Consider the following 23,283-nt stretch of genomic DNA (forward strand, 5'->3'; position numbering starts at 1 on the left):
GCTCGAAACCTGTGTGGTTCTGGCTACCCGAATCATGCGAGCCGGTCCTCGTCGGTTCCTTCTCATGGGAACCGCGCCTCGGGAGATTTAGCTACGCCAACGATTACCGCACACTGGAAGGACGATTGGCGCTCGATCCTCTAAGGCTGCCGCTCACACGCTCGACCAGGGCGGCAACGGAAACGGCAAACAATGGCGTGTTTGGCGTGTTCCGGGATGCATCGCCTGAAGGATTTGGCCTGGCTTTGCTCGAACGCATGAAGGGTCGATCACTGGATGAACTCGATCGTCTGGAGCAGGCGCCAGGCGACTCAGTCGGTGCCATTGAGATCGGAGACGATATCTCGAACAAGCTTGAGTGGTACCCGCCTCCATTGCAGCGCCTTATCGATGCGCTCGAGCAGCTCCCGCAGACGCGAGGGGACGGCGCCGCAGTGCGCGAGATGAGCGGCCTGCCGGGCACCAGCATGGGGGGAGAGCGGCCGAAGATGACCGTGATGCAGGGTGATCACTGGTGGCTGGCGAAGCTTCAGGACAGAGGGGATCTTCCGCATTATCCGGCGCGTGAATACGTTGCGATGCAGCTTGCCACGCAATGCGGCATCAAGGCTGCGCCGGTCGAATTTCATCGCGCTGGCGAGCGTGAACTCATCGCCGTCAAGCGCTTTGACCGCTCGTGGTCAGAGGCCGGCATGACGAGACATGCCTTCGCAAGCGCACATACCGTGCTGCATCTCGGCCGCGGGGAAGTACGCGGCGATCGCGTTTGGTCGTACCCCGGGTTCGCACACGAACTGCGGCGGTGGTGCGCAGCGGCAGGTGTGGATATTGTAAGCATGCAGCGGGAGCTGTGGCGGCGCATGGCGTTCAATGCACTAATTGGCAACGGAGATGACCACCCGCGTAACCACGCAGTGCTTCATCGCAACGGACATTGGGGCCTATCGCCAGCCTATGATGTCGTCCCCCACCCCGCGCATGGCGGAACCCTCGCGATGGTCATGACACGCGGTGGCGACGCGATCGTTAGCCGGGACAACGTGCTGAGGGCATGCGAAAGCTTCGGCTACGAGTTCGAGGAAGCGCATATCGATCTGCAGGTAATGGCACAGCGGATCATGGAAGGATGGGAATCGGTTCTTCGCGAGACAGGGTTGGAGCCAGGCGACATTCCTGACCTTGCGGCGTCGTTCATGCTTGCGCGCGAAGTCTCAGAGGCAGCAGGCGTAGCTGGGCACTTGCGGCCGTCATGGGAAACGGTTGAAGACAACGCCGCGCCCTAGGTTCCATACGAATTCCGTACGCAACAAAAAGAGCTTTGGCAAAAAACAGACCCGAAGCCAGCCCGCATGTAGCCCGCTTCCCGTCGCATTTATGCTGCGGCGTGCGCCGCCAGCACCGCCTGCGCCGCACGCTGCGCGTCGTACGCGGCGCGTGGCTCTGCGCTCACCAACGCAACGGCAATCGCGCCATCGAGCAAAATCAACAATTGCCGGGCCAGCGGCGCGGGCTCCGCAAAGCAGCCCGCAGCACGGCAACGCTCTTCGATAAACGCGAGCAACCGCTCCTTGTGCAGCCGCGAGACCCGAAAAATATCGTGATCGTGATGCTTGATTTCGCCGGCCGCATTCAGAAATGCACAGCCGTGGAAATTATCGCTGCTGAACCATTCGTGCAGTACGTCGAACATGCCGAGCAGTTGGTCGGCGGGTGCGGCAGCGCAAGCGCGTGTGCCTTGCTCGAACCAGTTCATCCAGCGTTCGTCGCGACGCTGTAGCGCCGCGGCGATCAGCTCATCCTTGGACGAGAAGTAAGCGTAGAAACTTTTGCGCGCAGTACCCGATTGTCGAACGATCGCGTCGACACCGGTACCGTGGATGCTTGCGGAATAAATGAGTTGCTCGGCGGCTTCGAGCAAGCGCTCGCGCGGCCCGGCAGCAGGAGAGTCGGTCATGACGGTACCCAAAGAAATGCATCGTACCATTTGCCGACCTCGATGCCGCGGGCCGCGTGGCTCACAGACCGAGTTCGCTCAGGCTTGCGTGATCGTCAGGACGACGGCCCAGCGGCCAGTGGAACAAGCGGTCGGCCTCTCGAATCGGCAGGTCGTTGATACTGGCGTGACGCACCGCCATCAAGCCCTGTTCATTGAATTCCCAATTTTCGTTGCCGTAGGAACGGAACCAGTTTTGAGCGTCGTCATGCCACTCGTAGGCGAAACGCACTGCAATGCGGTTGTCCGTGAACGCCCACAGTTCCTTGATGAGACGGTAGTCGAGCTCGCGCGACCATTTACGCGTGAGCAGGCCGACAATCTGTTCGCGGCCAGTGATAAATTCAGCGCGGTTGCGCCAACGGCTGTCGGTCGTGTAAGCCAGCGAGACACGCTCGGGGTTGCGGGTATTCCAGCCATCTTCGGCCATCCGTACTTTCTGGATGGCGCTTTCACGGTCGAAGGGAGGAAATGGCGGACGTGCTTCGTTTTCCATTTTTGAGCCTTATGTTAGGAACATGCGGTTAGGAACATGCGGTCAGGAACCTACCGTTGTTGGGGACAACATGCCGTATGCGCCCGAGAGCTTGCGCACCGGACCGATAGTAGAACGATCGTTCTACCACGTCAACTCTGATTTGGCTTTCGGCCCAGACTCCCCCGACATTCCATTGCGCGCGCCGCGGGCCACGCGGATTTACCGCTGAGCAGACGCGAGATCGGCCGCTTTCATCAAGCCATGGGTACCCGCATTCCCGATCAACATGTAGCGCATGCCCTTGCGCGTCCAGCTCAACGCACGGATTTCCCCGATACGGCTAGCCTGCCACTGAGGCTGGTCGGCGGCACCTCGATCGGGCACGCTAAGCAGAACGGCCGGCTGGCCGGCTGTATTCCGATACACAGTCTCTTGGGCCGTGAGCAGCAAGCGCAGCGGGAGCGTGGTGCGGGCACTCATCCGAAACCCTGTCTGCGCAAGATTCGGCGCCGCTTGCGCAATATTTGGGCAGGGCGGGTTGGCCGTATTGCAGGTCGACGCACTGACACGCTCCGTGGCCGCTACCTGCTCAAGCGCCATGACGCCGGTGGAAAGCAGCAGTTTGTCCGATGCACCGGACAGTAGCGATCCGGCCAGCAGCGCGCACGCGGCAAGCAGGCTGGCCGCCACTAGCATCAACAGCCGCATGCGTTGCCACCGCGCCGCTGCCAGCGCATGTTCGAGACGACCGGACGGCTGCTCTGCCGCCAGATCGGGAAAACCGGTACGCAGTTGCGCATTGAGCTGGCGATAGAACGCCACCCGCCGCGCCTCGTCAGGCGACGTACCCAGATAGCGCCCGATGCGGTCCGCCAACGGCGCCGCAACGTCGCCATCGACAAAGGCCTGAATATCTAATTCGGACAGACTCGCGCCTGGTTTCCGTTCGGAATAGCGCATGGAGCACCGCCGTAAATGGGAATACCAGTGCAAACAGCTCGGGAGCATTTCTATTCCATGAAAAGCGCAATTTATCCGGCCCGGCTTACGCGGCTGGCAGCCTCGCCCAGTCTGGCTGGGACGGGCGGTACACGCCAAGCTGGCGGCCACGCCGGTTACCGGAGCCTTTTCATAAATTTTCGCGCCCGGGGAATAAAGCGACGCGTACTATGTTCGCTCCTGTATCACAGCGCCTCGGTAAGCCGTAAAATCACGTTCACCGAGGTGGATCGCCACCTCTTGGGAAGCCGCGATGAATATGCAGGACGAGTTACTAGAGCATTTGCCGCGTCTGAGGCGCTATGCACGGGCCTTGGTCAGCAATCGCGAGCTCGCGGACGATCTGGTGCAGGATACCGTCGAGCGCGCCCTCGGTCGACTCTCGCTCTTTAACGCTGGAACCGATATGCGGGCGTGGTTATTTACCGTCATGCATAACGTTTTCGCGAATCAGGTGCGGAAATCTTCCTCGCGTGCCGTGCATCTGTCGGTCGATGACGAGAGCGCACCGCTGCGCGATCTGGCCACCCAAGGCAACCAGCTTCCTTCGTTGGAGGTCCGCGACCTCGACTACGCCCTGCAGCGCCTGCCCATTGACCAAAGACAGGTTGTGCTGCTGGTGGGCCTTGAAGAAATGAGCTATGCGGAAGTCGCGCTCGCGCTCGACGTTCCGATCGGGACGGTCATGTCGCGGCTTTCCCGAGGTCGAGAGCGATTGCGCGCTTTGATGGCAGGCGGATCTGAAACCAGTGCAAAATTAACGGTGGTCAAATGAACGAACCGCGCTCCTCGATTAGCGATCAAGAAATACACGCTTATGTCGATGGCACCCTCCCCGAAGAGCGGCGCGAACTTGTCGACGAGATGCTGGAAAAAGACCCCGCGCTCGCCGCCACGGTCAGCGATTATTTTTCGCTCAACAACCTGTTGCACGACCGATACGACCGCGTGCTCAGCGAACCTGTGCCTGCACGGCTCAAACCCAAGGTGCATCGCTCGTGGTGGCGCAAAGCCGCCAACTGGCCGCAGTTTGCCGGCATGGCAGCCACCTTGGCGATGGGCATCGGTGTGGGCGTAGGCTACAGCGCGTTGCAGCACCACGGCGATGAGTGGGCCGGGCGCGGCGCCGACACCGGCAATTTCACGCCGGCGAAATATACCGACAATGTGACCAACTTCGCCCAGCAGGCTGCGGTCGCGCACGTCGTCTATAGCCCCGATACCCAGCACCCGGTCGAAATTGGCCGCGACCATGAGCAGGAGCTGGTGAGCTGGCTATCGGGAAGAATCGGCATGAACATCAAACCGCCTTCGTTGGCGGGTAGCGGCTTCCAGCTGATCGGCGGTCGCTTGTTGCCAGGCACCGATGGGCCGATCGCGCAATTCATGTACAACGACGCGCGCGGCGAGCGCATCACGCTGTGCATCTCGCGCAGGAAGGTGGCGACCAACACGACCGCGTTCCGCTTGTACCAGGACGGTCCGGTCAATGTGTTCTATTGGGTCGACGGCGATATCGGCTATGCGGTTTCGGGCGGTATTGATCGCAATGCCCTGCTGGGTATCTCGCACGATGTGTATGCGCAACTGACCGACGTGGTGAATAGCAACGGCCCCGCCAGCAGCAACGTCGCGACGCAATAGGCACGCCGCCGGAGAAACAATTCGTAATAAACAATCAGTAATATTGGTGTTAGCGATATCATGGAATACCCTAATCTGGTCGGTGTATACCCTAGTGTGAGTTACACAAACTACTTTAGGATCCGCCATGAAGAAAATCGCTCTGCTTTTGCTCTCCGCCGCCGCTCTGAATTCGACGCTGGCATTTTCACAAGAGGAAACCCGCGCCGAGGTTTATCAGCAACTGGTCGCATCGGAAAAAGCCACGCAAGACTCTAATTGCTACACCGACTCGAGCTATCCGGGCATGACCTTGTCTTGCAAAATGCACGCTGATGAAGAAGCGCAAAAAGGTGGCAATTCGGCTTTGGCAAGTACGTCGACGAACAATCCGCAACAGAATTGAAACGTAGCGGCCGCCGGTAACGTAACAGACGCAACGAACGCAACGAGCCACGGGGTCTCCCGGGCTAAGCGCAAGGCCGTAAGATCGTACGGCACGCGCTCACGCCCGATGCTCGGCCAGCGCCCCCGCGATCGCTTCGACTAAATGCTCGGGCGAGCACGGCTTTTCGAGTACGCGAAACCCCGCTTGCATCGCCAAGCCCAGCTCCTTGGCGTAGCCCGTCACGAGGATCACCGGCAGCCCTGGAAAATCGCGGGTTACCATCGCTGCGAACGCGATGCCGTCGAGTGCACCGGGCATCGCCACATCGGATAGCACCAGATTGAAGTGACCGCGCGCCAACTGTTCCAGCCCGCGCGAGGCGTCACACGCCAATTCGACCTCGTAACCGAAGGTCTCCAGAACTGCGCGCGTCGCCTCGGCCAATTCAATGTTGTCCTCGACATATAAAATACGCGCCGGCGCCGACTGTCCAATCGCGGCGGAAGCGGCGGCCGTGACCGACCCCGCCTCGGACAGCGCGACCGGAAACAACATTGAAACCCGAGTGCCTTCGCCCAGCACGCTGCTGATTCGGGCACTCCCACCGAGCTGGGTGCAAAAGCCGTAGACTTGGCTCAAGCCCAGGCCCGTTCCCTTGCCGAACTCCTTGGTCGTGAAGAAGGGCTCGAATACCTTTTCCAGGATCTCGGGCGCGATGCCCTCACCCGAATCGCTGACCTCGATACAGACATACGGTTTCGGCGGCCGGCCGTCGAGCGACGCGCCGCTGTCAAGAAACGCTTCGATCATCAGCTTGCCGCCATTAGGCATTGCGTCGGAGGCATTCACCGCAAGATTGACCAGCGCCAGCTCGAGCTCGAAGGTATCCGCGCTGATCGGCGGCAAACCGGCCGGCACCTTGAGTTCGGTGCGCACGTAGGTCGGTACGGCCGACGAAATGAAAGACATGGCCGCGGGCAACCAGGCATCCAGATAAATTCGCTCCGGATGATGGGGTTTGGAACGCGAGAAAGCCAGCAACCGGCCGGTCAGGTGGCTACCCGCCTTCACGCTACGTTGGATGGCGGCGACTTCGCTCACGTCGTTACCGATGCCCATACGCCTTTGCAACAGGTAGAGGTTGTTGGAGATCACGCCCAGCAGGTTGTTGACATCGTGAGCCACGCCGCCGGTAAAGCGGCCGAGCGCTTCCAGCCGCAGGCTGCGCGCGGCCTGTTGCTGCGCCAGCCGCACCTCGGTGACGGCAGATTCGACTTCGCGCCTGAGCGTGACGTTGGCCGACACGATCTTTTGATTCGCCTCTTCCAACGCCTTGCCCACCAGATCGACCTCAATCAGACCGGAACGGGCATATTCAATCTCCCGGCCCTCGGCAAGCGCACCGGCCACATCCTGAAGCCGTACGATAGGTTGAATTAACCGGCGCCCGATGACCAGTGCGGCCAGAATCGTCAGCAACAGGAAGCCGATCGTAATAGCGCTGGAATAGGCCACCGCTGTCGGGATGCCTTGGTTGAGAACGCGGTCCGGCACTGCGATGACGATCGTCCAGCCCGACTCCGGTGTCCGGTCGAAAAACGCCGTGGATTTCACGCCTTCGCGGGTACGGCTGTGTGTGTAACCCTGGGAAGTGCGCTGAATCAATGAGGCGAAATCATCGCTTACCCGCTGCCCGCGCCACTGATCGGAATTGGGCTGTCGCGCAACGACCAAGCCGTTTTGATCGACGATAGAGCCCACCCATCCATCGGGTAAGCGCTGATCAAGCAAAACCTGGTCGAAATCCTTCGGGCTCATCGCCAAAAACAGATTGAACACAGGGCCGTTGGGTCCTGCGGGTCGGATCGCCCGATATACCGTAACGGCGGCCGCATGGCTCGCCGGCTTGACAAACAAGCCGGAAATGTACGAACCGGATTGTGCAAACGGCAGCTCCGGATGACCATGCAGTGGGGCTGCCGTAGCGGGAGAAGCTAAGGAGGTATCCACGTAGCGCTGCTGCGCGTCGCTCAAAAATACCCAGTCTGGAGTGCCGGCCACGGCGCCCTGAGCCTCACGCGCGAATGTCGCGAAATCGAGCGTCGCGAGCGAACTCGACTGGGCCAGCGTCTTGATCACCGCGTCACGCTGGCGAAATTCTCGCTCGACCACCAAGGTCAAAGCCCGGGTCGTTTCTCGCAATGCGTCGCGCGATGCTTGTTGTTCACGCTGATAGGTGGTTGCAATAGCCCATCCCGTTGAAGCCAGCGCCGGCGCCAACACCACCAGCGCGAGCCAAACGAAACGGTTGCGTATCGACGCCATGTGTTCATCCCGCTATTGATTTCGACGATAGGCGTCGACCATGAGAGTTGCATCGGGGACGGCAGCTAAGACGGCAACCAAACCCTCTTCCTTGTATTCGACCAGATACGAAAAAATAATTAATACAAATAAACTAAATATAATAAAAATTACGTAAATATTCTTTCTGCGCTGAAAGTAGGAAGATGATGAAGCGCTCGCGGGATGGGAATCGCCGGGACTATGCGCACCGACGACACTGTACCGACAATTGATCGGAAAATTGTACATGTACTGTATCGGTCACAGCTCGTACAGTAAGACGCAATCGGAACCCGCCCACTTCTTGGCGACCGCAACGGATCGATTCCCCTATGCCAGCAGCCCTGCTCCCCGCCCTCTTGTTCGCGCTCGTCTCGTCGGTCACGCCCGGACCAAACAACACCATGTTGCTGTCTTCCGGCATCAACTTTGGCTTTCGCCGCACATTACCCCATATGCTGGGCATTTCATGCGGATTTACCATCATGATGCTGGCGGTCGGGATGGGATTGGGCCAATTGTTCGAACGCGTGCCGGCACTGTACACCGCAATGGAAGTGCTCAGCGTGACCTACCTCGCCTATCTGGCGTGGAAAATAGCCGCATCTGGCGCACCCAAGCTAAAGCCAGCGGATCACCGTCCGCTGACCTGGTTGCAGGCTGCGCTATTCCAGTGGGTCAACCCCAAAGCCTGGGTCATGGCGCTCACTGGCGCCACCACCTTTCATTTGCACGAGGACCCACGCATCAGCGCGGTCATGCTGGCGATCGCGTTCGGTCTGGTCAACTTCCCGTCGGTGAGCGTGTGGGTCGCCTTTGGCTCGACATTGCGCCGCGTGCTGGCGCAACCGCGCGTGTTGACACTGTTCAACTGGTCGATGGCGGCGCTACTCATGGCATCGGTGATGCCCACCGTGATCGCCTTGTTGCGCGCGGCGCGTTCAGCGCTCCACTAAACGCGTCTATCGCGCGTGGCACGTGCTTCAGGTTCGAACTGGAATATCTCGACTGCGGAGCGCAAAGCCTGCGCCTGATGCTCTAGCGAAGCCGCGGCCGCCGCGGCCTGCTCGACCAGTGCCGCGTTTTGCTGAGTCACTTCATCCATCTGCGTCACAGCGCGCCCCACCTGATCGATGCCAGTGCTCTGCTCTTCGGAAGCGGCGGCGATCTCGCCCATGATGTCGGTCACTCGCTGGACTGCACTGATGATGTCGCGCATCGTCTGGCCCGCCTCCTGCGCCAGCGACGAACCGTTCGTGACGCGCTCTACCGATGTCAGGATCAACCCTTTGATTTCCTTGGCGGCACTCGACGAGCGTTGGGCCAGGCTACGCACCTCGGCCGCAACCACCGCGAAGCCGCGGCCCTCCTCACCCGCTCGGGCAGCTTCCACCGCGGCGTTCAACGCAAGAATGTTGGTCTGGAACGCAATCCCTTCGATAATGCCGATGATGTCGGCAATCTTGGCCGAGCTGTCGTTGATCTCGCCCATCGTGCCAACCACCCGGCCCACCACATCGCTGCCGCGATTGGCGATCTCCGAGGCGTTCGCTGCGAGGGTGCTCGCCTGCCGCGCATTGTCTGCGTTCTGGCGTACGGTGCCGGTCAATTCTTCCATGCTGGCAGCGGTTTCTTCGAGCGATGCCGCCTGTTCCTCGGTCCGGCTCGACAGGTCGGCGTTGCCCGCTGCGATTTGTTTGGTGGCCGCTCCAATCGATTCGGTACCGCTGCGTACAGTGCTCACCGTCTCGATCAAGCTCGCACGCATGCGAGACAGGCCGGCGAGCAGCAGGCCCATTTCGTCGCTCGACTTCACGACGACTTTCTCGCGCAGATCGCCCTGGGCAATCCGGTCAAAATGACCCAACGCGTAAGCGATCGGGCCGCCTATCGCGCGGCGCAGCGAAAACCAGCTGTAGGCGGAGAGCAGCACCCCGGCCAAAATCATGGCGACACACGCCATGCTCAGCGTCGTGGACGTGTCTTGAGCGCGCGTATAGCCGCGCTCGCCAAGCTCGCCCTGGTACTTCTTCAAGGCGTCGTCGCTAACCGTCATCACGCCATAAACCGGCGTCAGGCGGGTCGCCGCGTCGACGATGGCAGCGTGATTGGCGCCTCTGATCGCCGCGATGTAGGCATCGATGGCGCTTTGCATGTCGTGACGTTTGGCGGTGGTATCTTGCGCCAGATGGTCTTCAACGGCATCGCGCGGTAACGCGAGGTATCTGTTCCACGCCGCATCCGAATCGACGCGAAATCCGTGCGCGCGGGTGAGTGTATCTGGCGTCTTGGGGTCTTCGGGCGCAAGCGCTGCCCGGTCCAGCGCCATGCGTTCGCGCGCCACGAAAATTTCCATGTTCCCGACGGCGACAGCGCTTGGCAATTGCACCGCATACGTTTGACGATCGGCCTCGTTGCTGCGGCGCATGCCGAGCAGACCCAGTACGCCGATGACGATCATCAACGCGGCCATGAAGCTCATGCTCAAGCCCAGCCGAGCTTTGATCGTCAGTGTTGCCCTAGGCGCTCCGATCGAATCGCTATTCATGCGTTTGTCTCCTCAGACGATCTGGCCCGGTATCCGGACTTTAGTTATTCTTATTATTACGGCCGATCGGATTCAAACTGAAGGAAAAACGGAAAAGGGAAAACCCCCATTGCTGCGAAGCAATGAGGTAAGCCAGATGTGCAAAAGCGCCGGGATGTCCCGACGCTTTGCGTCCTGCTCTAGTCTGTACCGGGCTTACCCTAATGCCAGTCGCGGGGTTTAGCGTCGCGAGCTACTGCTGGACGAGCGCGGATTGCGCTCCGCCCCCCCGGTCGCCCGCCCCAGCACTAAAGCCTACATCAACCCTTGGTCACACTAGCCGGCAAATCGACGCCGTGATATTTCTTATAGATGGCGTTGAGATTGCCGTTCTTCTGATTCGTGCTCACCCAGTTATTGACCCATTCCTTGAGTTTCGGCTGGTCTTTATTCATCGCGATACCAAGGTCGAAGTCCTTCTGCGCAAACTTCAGTTCCAGGTTGCGACCGGGCGCGCGCTTGATCATTTCGCTCAAGTTGGACGGCGTGCTCGAGAAGATATCGATCTGCCCCGTGACCATCGAAGTGATCAGCGTGGCATCGTCTTCGTAACGCTGGATCTGCGCGCCCTTGGCCATTTGCGTGGTAATCGTATCGTTGACGGTGGCGCGAGTCAGGCCGATCGTCTTGCCCGCAAGGTCCGGATAACCGGTGATCTTGATATTCTTCGGCGCACCCACAATGATCGAGATGATCGCGTAGGGTATGGAGAAGTCGACAACCTGCGCGCGCTCAGGGGTGATCGACAAGTCGGCGATCACCAGATCGGCACGCTGCGCCTGCAAGGTTGGAACGCGTGCCGCATTGGTGATCTGCACCAGTTCGAGTTTTACGCCCAGGTCCTTGGCCAACAGTGCCGCGGTGTCGACATCGGAGCCTGCCGGCTGCAGGTTGGCATCGGCGTAGCTGAACAAAGGCGTGCCCATCGCGATCGCGACCCGAATCTTGCCGGCCTTCTTGATATCGTCGAGCTGGTCGGCCATTACGGCTTGAGCGGTGCCTGCCAGCAACAACGCTGCCACGCAGCTGCGCATGAAGAATTGGTTCAGTTTCAAAGCTGTCTCCTCTTTTATAGTAAGTCCGCACGCGCTTGGGCGAGCGGACCGGATTGCGGCCTGCTGGGTTGCTTTTTTTAAGGCTTGCTTCCCATTACAGGCCGTTGTTGAGAAACGCGTGTAGCTCGGGGGTTTGCGGATTGTCGAGCATACTACCGTCGCCCACTTCCCAAACCTTACCTTGATGCATATAGATAATGCGATCCGCCATGCGCTTGGCGAACGCCATTTCGTGGGTCACCAGCAGCATGGTCATACCGTCCGCCGCGAGATCCTCCATGACGCGCAGCACTTCACCCGTGAGTTGCGGGTCCAGCGCCGAGGTGACCTCATCGAACAGCATGACCTTGGGCGACATCGCCAGCGAACGCGCTATCGCCACGCGTTGTTGCTGACCGCCTGAGAGTTGCTCCGGATAGGCATCCGCTTTCTGCGCCAACCCCACTTGCTCGAGCACCGCGAGCGCCACGCGGCGTGCCTCGTCGCGCGTCTTTTTCTTGACGTGACGCAGGGCCAGCACGATGTTCTCCTCCACCGTCAGGTGGGCGAACAGGTTATAGCTTTGGAATACGATGCCCACTTCGAGGCGCAGTTGATGAAGGTCGACCTTCGGGTCGTCGACCCGAATGCCGCACACTTCGATCGTGCCTTCATCGATCGTCTCGAGGCGGTCGATGCAGCGCAGCGCCGTGCTCTTGCCTGAGCCGCTCGCGCCTATCACGGCGATCATCTCGCCCTTGGCGACTTCAAACGACACACCCTTCAATACCGGGTTCGAGCCGAAGCTCTTATACACCTCGTCGAGCTTAACGATTGCCGACATTGAGCTTGCTCTCCATCGATTGGCTCCAGCGCGATAGCGGGTAGCACAATATGAAATAAAAGGCCCCAACCAGTCCGAACACGAGGAATGGCTGAAAAATGGAGTTATCGATGATCTGCCCGGCGCGCGTGAGCTCGACAAAACCGATCACCGACGCCAGTGAGGTCATCTTGATCACCTGGACCAGGAAGCCGACCGTCGGCGGCAACGCCAAGCGCATGGCCTGGGGAATGATCACGAGCCGCAGCGTCTGCCAGCGGCTCAGCGACAAGCATTCCGCCGCCTCCCACTGTGGCTTGGGCATGGCCTCGACGCAGCCGCGCCAGATGTCGCCCAGGTAAGCGCTGGTGTAGACCATCAACGCCATCCCGGCCGCCACCAACGCCGGCACCTGGAACCCATACACCGACAGGCCGAAATAAACGATGAACAACAGGATCAGCAGCGGTATGCCCTGGATCGCTTCGATATAGACCAGCGCCGTGCGACGTAACCACCGGCGCTGCGAGATGCGCGCCAGCATGATGCCGAACCCGCCGATGCTGCCCAGCACGAACGCGAGGGCCGACAGCACCAGCGTCCACCAGATCGACTGCACCAGGTAAAGCAGGTGCGCCGTAGTAAAGCCGCCGATCATGCCGCACCTCCCTTGATGACGGCATCGAGCCGCCGCGAATCAGGCACGGGCTTGCCTGCGCGCGCGGCCGCGAGCCTGAGCACGCGCCGCCGCTTGAACGCATATTCGCCCACCGCCCATGCCACGAGCTTGATCAGCAGCGACAGCGCCAAGTAAAGCAAGGCCACCACGATATAGGTTTCAAGCGAGCGGAAGGTATCCGATTGCACCGTATTGGCGGTGGCGGTCAGCTCCTCAGCCGAGATCTGCGAGGCGATCGCCGACGCTTGCATCATCAGCACGAACTGGCTGGTCAGCGCGGGATACACCTTCTCGATCGACGGCTGCAGCATCACATGCCAGCCGATACGCCAGCGCGACAAGCCGAGGCATTCGGCGGCCTCGATCTGCCCACGCGGCACCGCCTCAAGACCGGCGCGGATGATCTCCGCGGAATAGGCGCCGATATTGATGATCATCGCCAGCGCCGCAGCGGCAAACGTGGGCATGCGTATGCCCAGGCTGGCCAAACCAAAATACAGGATAAATATCTGGACGAGAAACGGCGTGTTGCGCACCGCCTCGATGTAGATCGCGCACAGCCGAGAGATCACGCGGGAACGACCGCGTTTGGCGAACGCCACCAACGTGCCCACGATCACGCCAAAGAAAACGGCGACGGTCGTCATTTTCAGCGTAAGCCAGGCGCCCTCCAAAAACACGGGCCAATACGGCAGGAGAGGACTGAAATTCAGGGAGAAATGCATGGCCGGCAATGTCTCTTTATTTTCTGGGCATAGCTCTGTGTACGATGCCCGTGCTGCCACTACAGGGCATTCGGGTAACCAGCAAGGTATCCGGGGATTCTCGGCGCCCCGCCTTTCACAGGATCAGGGCAGCACGTCTCGGAAAGATATCATTGATGTATGACAACGTACATAGTACAAGGTGTAACTCAGGGTTTATCCCGATCCTTGATCAAGACTCGAATGGCCCTGCCGCTGTAAACGCGCCACCTTGCAGCACGGCGACCGGATCGTTCGCGGCGGGCCGAGGCTGAGCTTCCACGCTAGCGCGAAACTGCTCGGACGAGTCGCGGCCGACAAAGCCCAAATGCGCGGCGCACCGATTGTCCCACCACTGCACGAGGTTATTCGACATGCCGTATACGACGGTGTGCCCGACTTTCGGCGTGAACAGGCTAAGCCGCAGCAACTCATGGAGATCGCCGTAACTAAGCCAGCTCGCCATCATGCGGCGATCCTTCGCGTGCGGAAACGCCGATCCGATCCGGATGCTGACAGTTTCGATGCCGTAGCGATCGAAATAGAACTGCGCCATGTCTTCGCCGTAGGACTTGGACAAGCCATAGTAACCGTCCGGCCTGCGCAAGGCATGGGCATCGATTTTTTCGTCCTGCCGGTAAAAACCCGTAACGTGATTCGAACTGGCGAATATCACGCGTTTGACCCCGTGACGCCGTGCACCTTCGTATATATGGAACACGCCCTTGATATTGGCTTCCAGCACCTCTTCGAAGGGCCGCTCGACCGACACGCCGCCGAGGTGGATGATCGCGTCGCACCCGGCCACCAGCGCATCGACCGCTCGTTTGTCGGCCAGATCGCACGGCACGACTTCTTCGTGCGCAGCGGCGTCGGGCGGCAGCGCCGCAGCCAGATCGGACACGCGCAGCACCTTCGCGAATTCGGCCAGGCGCGCACGCATGGCCCGCCCCACGCCGCCAGCGGCGCCGGTGAGCAACAGGCGCGGGTATTGAATCTCGTTCTCTTGATGGGCCATTAAGCCGGTCTCCGTGTGTTATACGTTGTCTTATGACTAGGATTCGATTATCATCATTCACAAGCCCGTTTGTCAATGTTGCTAACCACCCCTGCCAACCTGAAGATCCATCGTGCTTCGTACCTTGAACGCTTCTATCGATACTCCCGCGGGTGGGCTGCGTTCCACGCGACGCAGTCTGACGACCGAACTGGTCGCGGCACTTGGACAACAGATCCAGGAACAGCAACTGAAGGCGGGCGACAGACTGCCCACCGAGGCAGAAATCGTCCAGCGCTTTAATGTAAGCCGCACCGTCGTACGCGAAGCGCTGTCGAAACTGCAGGCTGCCGGCCTGGTGGAAACGCGGCACGGTATCGGCACCTTTGTGCTCGATGCGCGTCCCAGCGGCATCTTCCGGCTCGATCCGGCTGACGTCGCCGTCTCGCTCGATGTGTTGGCCGTGCTGGAGTTGCGCGTGAGCCTGGAAACGGAATCGGCTGGCTTGGCGGCTTTGCGGCGCAGCGAAGAACAACTGCTGACGATGCGCCGCGCGCTAGAGGATTTCGAAGGCAACGTCAGCGAGGCCGAAGAGACGGTCTCGCCGGATTTCCGCTTCCACCTTGAAATCGCACGCGCCACCGGCAACCGTTATTTTGCCGAGATCATGACCCACCTCGGCACCACGATTATCCCGCGCACACGCATCACCTCGACGCAGATTCCGCAAGACCAGTTTTCCGAGTACCTGCACCGCGTGAACCGCGAGCACGAGCAAATCCTCGACGCGATCGCGCGCCAGGATTCTGAATCGGCGCGCGCAGCCATGCGTATCCATTTGATCAACAGTCGCGAGCGGCTGCGCCGCGCGCAGGACGGTATTTGATCGTTCTTGTCTGTCGCTGCACATAAGCCGCACATAACCCTGATTTTTTTTTGATGCGTCACTCACTCTTCTTCGCACAATAAGCGCTCATCATGACCACACCCCAAGAACTCAAACAAATCGTTTCACAAGGCCTGCTCTCGTTTCCCCTGACCGACTTCGACGAACAGGGCGAGTTTCGTGCCGACACTTATGCCGCACGCCTTGAATGGCTTGCGCCCTATGGCGCCAGTGCCCTGTTCGCGGCCGGCGGCACAGGCGAGTTCTTCTCGCTGACGCAAAGCGAATACTCGAACGTAATCCGCATCGCCACCGAAACGTGCAAAGGGCGAGTGCCTATCCTCGCGGGTGCGGGCGGTGCGACACGTGTTGCGATCGCTTATGCGCAAGAAGCCGAGCGGCTCGGCGCCAACGGCATTTTGCTGATGCCGCATTACCTGACCGAAGCGAGCCAGGAAGGCATCGCGGCGCACGTCGAGCAAGTGTGCAAGTCGCTCAAGATCGGCGTGATCGTTTATAACCGCGCCAATTCCAAATTGAACGCGGACATGCTGGAACGCCTGGCCGATAGCTGCCCGAACTTGATCGGTTTCAAGGATGGCGTGGGCGAGATCGAAAATATGGTGACGATACGCCGTCGCCTTGGCGATCGCTTTTCGTATCTGGGCGGGTTGCCGACCGCAGAAGTGTATGCGGCGGCTTACAAGGCGCTCGGCGTGCCCGTGTATTCGTCGGCCGTATTCAACTTCATTCCGAAAACGGCGATGGACTTCTACCGCGCGATCGAGACCAACGATCATGCCACCACCAACCGCCTGCTCGATGAGTTCTTCCTGCCCTACCTCGCCATCCGCAATCGCCGCGCCGGCTACGCGGTCAGCATCGTAAAGGCCGGGGCCAAGCTGATCGGCCGCAGCGCCGGCCCGGTGCGCGCACCGTTGACCGATCTGACGGAAGCCGAAATGGCGCAGTTGGATGTGCTGATCAAGAAAATGGGCGCGCAGTAAGGCTAGGCTGGGAGTTTGCCGCGAGCGCCCGGAGTAATATGGAGCGGTGCTCGGTTCTGGGCGACGTTGCGGTCCGGTGGCGGTATGGCGGATCTAGCGGCGTCCGGCGGGGCGTCCAACGCGGCGTCCAATTAAGCGAGCTTAACGGTCTAACGGTGATCTCGATGGATAGCGATCAGCAGGTCAGCGCCGTCCGTAGCGCGCAAGAGCACTCCACGGACTCGGCCACTCCAGAGCCAGCACGCATTCAGCGCCTTCCTTGGCCTTTGGACGCGGCTTTGAGGTGGCTGGAGCGCGTCGACCCCGGCACGCATCGTCGCATCAAGGGCTTACGACTCGTCACGGCGTACGGCATTGCGGCAGCGCTCGGATCGCTGCGCGATATCACGCACGGCTTGCCGACTGGCATAGCCCTGGCTTCGCTTGCAGGCGGTTTTGCGCTCTGGGCTAGCGTATCGGAAGGTCGAACCACGCGCCTCGAATCCAGCCGAGACCTCGCACTGCTGTGCGGTGCTGCGGCACTCGGTGCCGCCACCTTCATCGGCGCGGCCCCGTTGCTCAGCGGCATGGGACCCGCCGCGACTGAATTGGTGCTCATAACAGGCGCGTTTCTCGTTGGATACCTGAGGCGGTTCGGTATGCTTGGCGCGGGAATCGGGTCGCAAATCTATATTGGACAATTGCTCGCGTACGGAGCGGGTTTGACGCGCGCCGATCTGGGTGCGGTCTGCATTGCCGGCTTGATCGCCGCTTTGGCTGCAATCGTGCCGCGCTTACTCAGCGGTCCAGCCGAGCGCCCGGTGCTTGCGCCGACGCAAGCCCTCGCCAACGCGCGCGGCCCCGGTGGCAGCGGAGTGTCGCCGCACTGGGCCATGGGGCTACAGGCCGCCGTCAGCGCGCTCATCATTGTTGCCTTGAACGCGACAATAGGGCTGGAAGAATCAGCTTGGGCTATCACGGCCTGCGTGTACGTGATCGCGGGTTCCGCGGCCGGCACCGTGGAACGCGTGCGACGCCGCATTATCGGAACCCTGATCGGTGTGCCACTGGCGCTGGTCTGCCTGCCGATCGCCATGTATGCGCCGCTGCTGATCTGGATCGCAGCGGCGCTTGCGATGATCGTCTATGCGATGGCCACGCCCAATCGCTACGATATCGCCTGTGCCGCATTCGCCTTCACGCTGATCGTGACGCTGGCAGTCAGTGGCGAGCATTCGATCTCGGTGCTGGTGGCGCGTGCGTGGGAGACGCTGCTTGGGGGCGTGCTGGGTCTTGCCGCCGCGATGTTTATTTTCCCGCTCCGACCCGCTGCCCCGGCAGAGTAGGCTGCAAGAAGCTGCGTGAGAACCTGCATGAGCAATCGAAATCTACCCGTGATAATCTCGCTAAATCCAGCTGCTTAACCCAGTTGCCCAAGCTCGACTGCGTGGGCTCGGCTTCATGAGCTTGGCTTCATGAGCTCGGCTGCGGAGATTCTCAACGTTGGATCAGGACGACCGCATGCTGTCTACGATAAGAACACTCCCCGCCCTAAGTAGAACCGGTTCCGCCCTCAGTACAACTGGTCTCGCCTTCAGCGCGACCGATCGCCGACCTGGGGCCCACGTCCGATGACTTCGTTGATTGCCTGGATGTTCAACGAACATGGCGTGGAACTACTGCTCAATCAAAACCCGCTGACTGGCTGGCTGATCATCGGCGCTGTCGTCTATCTTGAGACAGCGGTCATTTTCATGCTGTTTCTGCCGGTGGATTCGCTGCTGCTTGCGGCGGGTGCATTTTTGGCCGCCCAGCAAGCTTCGCTGTTGCTCCCCGTGGCGATCTTCTCCATCTCGGCCCTGCTGGGCGACACCACCGCTTTTTCGCTGGCGCACAGCCGCTTCGGCCGCGCGATGACGCACGGGAAATGGGTCTCGCGCGTCAAAATAAACCGGACCCGCGCGTTTTTCAAAAAATATGGCGCCGTTGCCATCATCGCGTGCCGCTTCATCGGTTTCGCGCGGTCATTTTCACCGCTGGCCGCCGGCTTATCCAAGATCAGCACAAAGCGATATATCGCTTATGACGCGATCGGCTGCGTCGCCTGGACCTTCGCGCTACTGATGCTCGGTCACCGGCTCGGCAGAATCTCCTGGGTACAGATGCACTTGACGGGACTCTCCGTCGCCTTGGTCGTCGCGGCGTTGCTGGTCTTCGCCGTGCAAGGCGCGATACTTTATGTCAGCAAACGCAAATAGCCCGACGTCTGGCCGTGGTCTACGATAGCCACGGTTTGCGCCCAGCTTTTCATCGAGCGGTTCATCCGAGCTATCGTTGCGTCCACCGACCCAACGCGGCGTTCACCGCTCGTCGAGCGCCCGGGTCACTTCCGCGAAGGTCGCGGCAATCGTGAGACTGGGTAACGGCGCTCCGAGCTGCCGCTCCACTTGGCTTGCAGAAATGAGGCCCCGAATACGCGCCTGGGAGCCGGGCTCACCGGCCTCAACCACCAGCAAATAGGGACGCCCAAACCTGAGCAAGGTAGCCACCACATTGCCCACGCTCGCGTGGACCAGCGATGCCTCGTCGATAGCGTCGAGATCGCCTAGCCGCGTCATCACATCGTCCACAGTGATATCGTGGTGCTTCATATTCCGTTGATGCACCAACATCAGCGGCCTGTCTCCCAGCAGGTCGGTCAGCGTCACGATGCCTTCGACCCAGGCAAGCTCCTTGACCACGAAGAGCAAGCGCACGCCTTGATGCATCATTTCGGCTTCCGCCTGCGATAACGACATATGCGGATGAATGGTTGCGGCGCGCACCGTCGCCAGATCGGTCATGACGCTCAGAGCGGGCGAATCGAGCGTGACCGTTCCGGGTTGTGGCGGCTGGGCCTGAGTAATCGTGGCGCCATGCGTGAAGCGGTAGGTGAGTAACGTCGCATAGGTCATGGAAACTCCTTATTGAAGGCGAAAATCATGAAAACGGGAGCCAAGCGAGAGGTTCGGTCTGGTCTTGAGCCTCTAGGTGCGTATGCGTATAGTGACGACCTTACGGCGAATGGCGTCGCTTGTGTAGTTTATCGTGCCATCGGCAAGCGTGCGCTTGAACCAAAACAACGGCCGGGCGGTCGTACAACTTATTGCCGTACCAGTTTGTTTCTGTGCCAGTTTCAGTACCAGCTCCAGTTGCACGGCCAGCCGGGCGCCCGTTGCTCGATAACTCCGGATATGTCATGACCAGCCGTTCCCCCCCTCATCTCAGCAACCGAATCTCCTGCATCATCTGCGCTTACAACGAAGCACCGCGAATCGCCGCTGTCCTCGCGGTGGCCAGCGTGCATCCGCTGCTGCACGAAATCATCGTCGTCGACGACGGTTCGACCGACGGCACAGCGGACGTCGTCAAGCGTTTTACGTCGGTCAAGCTTATTTCCTATCCGACCAATCGAGGTAAAAGCCACGCGATGGCAACCGGCGTCGCAGCGGCGCAGAACCCGTTGCTCATGCTGCTCGACGCGGATCTCAAAGGCTTGGCCGCCGAGCACATCACGGCGCTCGCGGCCCCGGTCATGTCGGGTGAGACCGATGTCAGCGTGAGCCTGCGGCAAAACAGTCTTTTACTGTTCCGTGCAATCGGGCTCGACTTTGTTTCCGGGGAACGGGTAATCCGCAAAGACCTGTTGAGCGGCGCGCTCAAGGAGATCCACCGATTGCCGCGCTTCGGCATCGAGGTCTTCATGAATCGCGAGATCATCGCGCGCCAACTCCCGATTGCCGTTACGCACTGGCCACAAGTTACGCAATCGAGGAAGACCGAAAAACTCGGATTTTGGAAGGGAATTCGCGCCGAATGGCGGATGATTGCCGATTTGTTGCAGGTCGCGTATCCGATGGTCCTGATTTCGCAAACGTATCATCTGCTTGCATTACGCGTGCATCACGCTGGGGCGGCACCGTTCTCGGTGCGCATCCGGAAACCCCACGACAATTCAATCTGAAGCCGCGCACGGGAAGGCAATTTCCACGGCAAGACCGCGGCCATCGATGCCGGCACCAAAACTTAAACTCGCTCCAAAGTACTCCACGATGCGAGCGACTATCGACAGGCCGAGCCCACTGCCCGTCGAACTCGTGCCGGTGCCTCGAAAGAATCGATCGGTAAGACGCCCCTGCTCCTCGATCCCGACGCCGGGACCGTTGTCCCGCACTGTCAGCAAAACCGTCTGGGCTGCATGGGCCGCGTGGACATTGTTACGCCCTATTTCCACTTCGACGCGGTCGCCCGAATCACAATACTTGAGCGCATTGTCGATGAGGTTATCGAGCAATATATTCACCAAAACCGGTTCGGCGACGATTTCAACGCGGGCGTCGCTGACCAGCGCGACACCTATGCCCCGGCGCTTGGCCCCCTCCTCGTTAGCGGCGATAACGTCACGCGCGAGTCCATCCAAGGCCAGCACCGAGCTAGGCATCCGGTCATGCTCGTCGAGCCGGGCCAGCAGCAGCAATTGCTCGGCAAGACGCGCGCTGCGATCGACCCCCTGTACGACTCGCTCCATCGCGAGGCGCTGCTGTTGCGTATCCTGTGCGGCCAACGCCACCTGTGCCTGTACCTTGATGGCGGCCAGCGGTGTCTTCAATTCGTGCGCCGCGTCGGCCGTGAATGTGCGCTCCCGGACGATCGACTGCCGCAACCGGGACAGCAGATGGTTGATCGCGTCGATGAGCGGTCGCACCTCCGAGGGCGAACGGCCCATGTCGATCGGCTCAAGCTGGTTGATCTCGCGTGCGTTGATCACCTTCGACAATAGTCTTAAGGGGCGGAAACTATGACCGATGCTGACCCACACAAGCAGTGCAAGAATCGGTAGCGCGAAGGCAATCGGCTCGGAGATGCGACGCGCGGCCCCTGTCGCCAGGTCGCTGCGGGTGTTGGCGGGCTCCAGCACGCGCACCGTACGTCCGCTCGCGCCGTCATAGAGGGTATAGGTATGCCACGGTTGTCCGATGGGTTCACCCGCAACCCGCCGTCCCAGCGTGATCGTGTGCGCGCCTCCTTGGGATTGCGGCGGTAGTTCCGAGGGGGGATCCCAAGCGCCCAGCGGCATCAGGTCGGGGCTGCTGGCCAGGATACGGCCGTGCGCGTCGCGCACTTGAAACAACATGTCGCGCGGCAGTTTGTCGTCGTCATCATCTGCACCACTGGATCCGACGCGGCTGTATTCGTCGCGTGCATCGATCTGCGTCTTCGACAAAACGGTCAGATCGTTTTGATCGAGCAAGGTTAGCGTTTGAGCGAATTCCGCAAGACGCGCGTCTTCCCATTCTTCGACCTCGTGGGTGGCGTGGCGAAAGCTCGATAGCAGCGCAATGCCCCAAACCAGCGCGATGCTCGCAAACACCAGCAGCATCAGGTGACGGCGTATCGATGCCGGCATCAGGCCTTCTCCACGACGTAGCCAATACCACGCACGGTCCTGATCAGGTCCGTGCCGAGTTTTTTACGCAGATTGGACACATGCACCTCGACCGCATTGCTTTCGATTTCCTCTTGCCACCCGTACAAACTCTCTTCGAGACGCGACCTCGATTGCGGAACGCCCTGATGCGTAAGCAATTGAACCAGTACCGCCCACTCCCGGGCGGTCAACTGCACGCGCACGTCGCAGCGCAGCGCGGTTCGTGCTGCAGGGTCCACCGTGAGATCGCGATAATGGATGACTTCGGCGCTACGCCCCTGCGAGCGGCGCAACAACGCGCGGCAGCGCGCGATAAGCTCGGTGAGGTCAAACGGTTTGCCAACATAGTCGTCCGCGCCGCATTCCAGCCCACCCACCCGGTCGGCTACGGTCCCGCGCGCGGAAAGCACCAGCACCGGCACATCCTTGCCGCAACTACGCAACCACTTCAGCAATTCGATGCCCGAAATCTTGGGCAGGCCAAGGTCGAGGACGACCAACGCGTAGGTCGTGGTGGTCAGCGCGAGATTCGCAGCGCGCCCATCGCGTGCCCAGTCGACCGCAAAACCCGCCTGACGGAGTCCCGCCTCGACACCAAGGCCGATCAGATCGTCGTCTTCGACAAGGAGTATGCGCATAAAGAACGGGCTGCCGGGCAAGACCAGGTTGCTGAACAGGGATCAGTGTAACCAACTTGCGGATATGCGCCAGCACGGCGTTGGCTTGCTTAAGATTTCCTTCAGGATTGAGCGGTAACGTTTGGCGGCTGGTTCAGTCAAACCTGAGGTCAGCCACGAACCAAGCCGGAGAAGGCAAATGAAAGCGCCATCGATACTTCCATTCCTTCGAATACCTGAGCCGCCCCTAAAAGCGGCCACGGTGGACATGCTACGTGCGTACCTCCTCACGGCGTCGCTCGCGGCCACGCTCGTGGAGTTCGTCATTCTGGTCGCCATCGTCGTGTTCGGCTGTTCTCAAGAGACCTTTGAATCCACGGGCTTTCGCCTGACCGTCATGCTTATTTTGCTCGTCGCGGTGCTCGTGACCAGGCAGATCGCCGGGGCGACGTTTCGGTCAGCCGTCGCACATCATTACGCTACTTTCAGCGGAGTATCGTCGGAAACTGTCACCCCACAGACTGCTACCCAGACTGTTACCCTCTCGCCGACATGCCCGAGACGTCCGCTCGTCGTTCTTCATCTTCGCCTCAGCCGCAGGCTGTTCGAATTGGCCGAGCGCTAGACCGCTTCCTGG

General features: G+C 60.3%; 24 protein-coding genes. 11 read left to right on the plus strand and 13 right to left on the minus strand.

Annotated features, from left to right (window positions below):
• The first annotated feature begins 11 nt into the window (after positions 1-11).
• Positions 12-1,283 (plus strand): type II toxin-antitoxin system HipA family toxin, encoded by a 1,272-nt coding sequence (locus GSQ77_RS16155; protein WP_254067671.1) that lies wholly within the window; start codon positions 12-14, stop codon positions 1,281-1,283.
• An 89-nt stretch (positions 1,284-1,372) separates the two neighbouring features.
• On the opposite strand, the gene GSQ77_RS16160 is transcribed toward GSQ77_RS16155, so the two are convergent.
• From GSQ77_RS16160 to GSQ77_RS16170, 3 genes are all read right to left on the minus strand, one after another.
• Entirely contained in the window at positions 1,373-1,954 is a 582-nt protein-coding gene (locus GSQ77_RS16160; RefSeq protein ID WP_158903741.1) for a TetR/AcrR family transcriptional regulator, read from the minus strand.
• Positions 1,955-2,015: 61 nt separating this feature from the next.
• Positions 2,016-2,489, minus strand: a complete 474-nt coding sequence (locus GSQ77_RS16165; protein WP_158903742.1) for a nuclear transport factor 2 family protein — start codon at positions 2,487-2,489, stop codon at positions 2,016-2,018.
• A gap of 201 nt (positions 2,490-2,690) precedes the next feature.
• Positions 2,691-3,431, minus strand: coding sequence for an anti-sigma factor (locus GSQ77_RS16170; protein WP_158903743.1), 741 nt, complete (start codon positions 3,429-3,431; stop codon positions 2,691-2,693).
• Between the two features lie 292 nt (positions 3,432-3,723).
• Between GSQ77_RS16170 and GSQ77_RS16175 the strand changes: the two genes are divergently transcribed.
• The 3 genes from GSQ77_RS16175 (at position 3,724) to GSQ77_RS16185 (ending at position 5,499) form a co-directional block, all read left to right on the plus strand.
• Positions 3,724-4,245 carry an RNA polymerase sigma factor gene (locus tag GSQ77_RS16175; RefSeq protein WP_158903744.1) on the plus strand — a complete coding sequence of 174 codons (522 nt, stop codon included), beginning with the start codon at positions 3,724-3,726 and terminating at the stop codon, positions 4,243-4,245.
• Positions 4,242-5,114 (plus strand): anti-sigma factor, encoded by an 873-nt coding sequence (locus GSQ77_RS16180; protein ID WP_158903745.1) that lies wholly within the window; start codon positions 4,242-4,244, stop codon positions 5,112-5,114. Before GSQ77_RS16175 ends, GSQ77_RS16180 begins: the two co-directional genes overlap by 4 nt.
• A gap of 127 nt (positions 5,115-5,241) precedes the next feature.
• Positions 5,242-5,499, plus strand: coding sequence for a DUF4148 domain-containing protein (locus GSQ77_RS16185; RefSeq protein WP_158903746.1), 258 nt, complete (start codon positions 5,242-5,244; stop codon positions 5,497-5,499).
• A 99-nt stretch (positions 5,500-5,598) separates the two neighbouring features.
• Here GSQ77_RS16185 and GSQ77_RS16190 read toward each other — a convergent pair whose 3' ends face one another.
• Positions 5,599-7,806: an ATP-binding protein gene (locus GSQ77_RS16190; RefSeq protein WP_158903747.1), complete on the minus strand. Its 2,208-nt coding sequence runs from the start codon at positions 7,804-7,806 to the stop codon at positions 5,599-5,601.
• Positions 7,807-8,159: 353 nt separating this feature from the next.
• On the opposite strand from GSQ77_RS16190, the gene GSQ77_RS16195 reads away from it, so the two are divergent.
• Positions 8,160-8,783 (plus strand): LysE family translocator, encoded by a 624-nt coding sequence (locus GSQ77_RS16195; protein WP_158903748.1) that lies wholly within the window; start codon positions 8,160-8,162, stop codon positions 8,781-8,783.
• On the opposite strand, the gene GSQ77_RS16200 is transcribed toward GSQ77_RS16195, so the two are convergent.
• The 6 genes from GSQ77_RS16200 to GSQ77_RS16225 all read right to left on the minus strand — a co-directional run bounded on the left by GSQ77_RS16200 (position 8,780) and on the right by GSQ77_RS16225 (position 14,711).
• Positions 8,780-10,375 carry a methyl-accepting chemotaxis protein gene (locus GSQ77_RS16200; protein ID WP_158903749.1) on the minus strand — a complete coding sequence of 532 codons (1,596 nt, stop codon included), beginning with the start codon at positions 10,373-10,375 and terminating at the stop codon, positions 8,780-8,782. The genes GSQ77_RS16195 and GSQ77_RS16200 overlap by 4 nt on opposite strands.
• Before the next feature lie 299 nt (positions 10,376-10,674).
• Positions 10,675-11,448, minus strand: a complete 774-nt coding sequence (locus GSQ77_RS16205; RefSeq protein ID WP_158903953.1) for a transporter substrate-binding domain-containing protein — start codon at positions 11,446-11,448, stop codon at positions 10,675-10,677.
• A gap of 115 nt (positions 11,449-11,563) precedes the next feature.
• Positions 11,564-12,292 carry an amino acid ABC transporter ATP-binding protein gene (locus GSQ77_RS16210; RefSeq protein ID WP_158903750.1) on the minus strand — a complete coding sequence of 243 codons (729 nt, stop codon included), beginning with the start codon at positions 12,290-12,292 and terminating at the stop codon, positions 11,564-11,566.
• Positions 12,276-12,929 carry an amino acid ABC transporter permease gene (locus tag GSQ77_RS16215; RefSeq protein WP_158903751.1) on the minus strand — a complete coding sequence of 218 codons (654 nt, stop codon included), beginning with the start codon at positions 12,927-12,929 and terminating at the stop codon, positions 12,276-12,278. The genes GSQ77_RS16210 and GSQ77_RS16215 overlap by 17 nt, the downstream gene beginning before the upstream one ends.
• Positions 12,926-13,675, minus strand: coding sequence for an amino acid ABC transporter permease (locus GSQ77_RS16220; protein ID WP_158903752.1), 750 nt, complete (start codon positions 13,673-13,675; stop codon positions 12,926-12,928). The genes GSQ77_RS16215 and GSQ77_RS16220 overlap by 4 nt, the downstream gene beginning before the upstream one ends.
• A gap of 211 nt (positions 13,676-13,886) precedes the next feature.
• Positions 13,887-14,711: an NAD(P)-dependent oxidoreductase gene (locus tag GSQ77_RS16225; protein WP_158903753.1), complete on the minus strand. Its 825-nt coding sequence runs from the start codon at positions 14,709-14,711 to the stop codon at positions 13,887-13,889.
• Positions 14,712-14,868: 157 nt separating this feature from the next.
• Here GSQ77_RS16225 and GSQ77_RS16230 point away from each other — a divergent pair, with 157 nt between their 5' ends.
• The 4 genes from GSQ77_RS16230 to GSQ77_RS16245 all read left to right on the plus strand — a co-directional run bounded on the left by GSQ77_RS16230 (position 14,869) and on the right by GSQ77_RS16245 (position 18,820).
• Positions 14,869-15,576 carry a FadR/GntR family transcriptional regulator gene (locus GSQ77_RS16230; RefSeq protein ID WP_254067672.1) on the plus strand — a complete coding sequence of 236 codons (708 nt, stop codon included), beginning with the start codon at positions 14,869-14,871 and terminating at the stop codon, positions 15,574-15,576.
• A gap of 92 nt (positions 15,577-15,668) precedes the next feature.
• The gene (kdgD, locus tag GSQ77_RS16235; protein WP_158903754.1) at positions 15,669-16,583 is read left to right on the plus strand and encodes a 5-dehydro-4-deoxyglucarate dehydratase; all 915 of its coding nucleotides are present in this window, start codon (positions 15,669-15,671) and stop codon (positions 16,581-16,583) included.
• A gap of 164 nt (positions 16,584-16,747) precedes the next feature.
• Positions 16,748-17,908 carry an FUSC family protein gene (locus tag GSQ77_RS16240; RefSeq protein ID WP_158903755.1) on the plus strand — a complete coding sequence of 387 codons (1,161 nt, stop codon included), beginning with the start codon at positions 16,748-16,750 and terminating at the stop codon, positions 17,906-17,908.
• A 285-nt stretch (positions 17,909-18,193) separates the two neighbouring features.
• The gene (locus GSQ77_RS16245; protein ID WP_158903756.1) at positions 18,194-18,820 is read left to right on the plus strand and encodes a DedA family protein; all 627 of its coding nucleotides are present in this window, start codon (positions 18,194-18,196) and stop codon (positions 18,818-18,820) included.
• Positions 18,821-18,922: 102 nt separating this feature from the next.
• On the opposite strand, the gene GSQ77_RS16250 is transcribed toward GSQ77_RS16245, so the two are convergent.
• Positions 18,923-19,516: a CBS domain-containing protein gene (locus tag GSQ77_RS16250; RefSeq protein WP_158903757.1), complete on the minus strand. Its 594-nt coding sequence runs from the start codon at positions 19,514-19,516 to the stop codon at positions 18,923-18,925.
• 284 nt (positions 19,517-19,800) lie between these two features.
• Here GSQ77_RS16250 and GSQ77_RS16255 point away from each other — a divergent pair, with 284 nt between their 5' ends.
• Positions 19,801-20,565 (plus strand): glycosyltransferase family 2 protein, encoded by a 765-nt coding sequence (locus tag GSQ77_RS16255; protein WP_158903758.1) that lies wholly within the window; start codon positions 19,801-19,803, stop codon positions 20,563-20,565.
• Here GSQ77_RS16255 and GSQ77_RS16260 read toward each other — a convergent pair.
• Positions 20,557-22,008: an ATP-binding protein gene (locus GSQ77_RS16260; protein ID WP_174246449.1), complete on the minus strand. Its 1,452-nt coding sequence runs from the start codon at positions 22,006-22,008 to the stop codon at positions 20,557-20,559. The two genes, GSQ77_RS16255 and GSQ77_RS16260, sit on opposite strands and share 9 nt — an antisense overlap.
• The gene (locus GSQ77_RS16265) at positions 22,008-22,667 is read right to left on the minus strand and encodes a response regulator transcription factor (RefSeq protein WP_158903759.1); all 660 of its coding nucleotides are present in this window, start codon (positions 22,665-22,667) and stop codon (positions 22,008-22,010) included. The genes GSQ77_RS16260 and GSQ77_RS16265 overlap by 1 nt, the downstream gene beginning before the upstream one ends.
• Before the next feature lie 178 nt (positions 22,668-22,845).
• Here GSQ77_RS16265 and GSQ77_RS16270 point away from each other — a divergent pair, with 178 nt between their 5' ends.
• A complete protein-coding gene (locus GSQ77_RS16270; protein ID WP_158903760.1) occupies positions 22,846-23,271 on the plus strand; it encodes a hypothetical protein in 426 nt (141 codons plus the stop codon).
• Positions 23,272-23,283: the final 12 nt, after the last annotated feature.

It is taken from the genome of Burkholderia sp. L27(2015), assembly GCF_009765705.1.
GTDB lineage: Bacteria > Pseudomonadota > Gammaproteobacteria > Burkholderiales > Burkholderiaceae > LMUX01.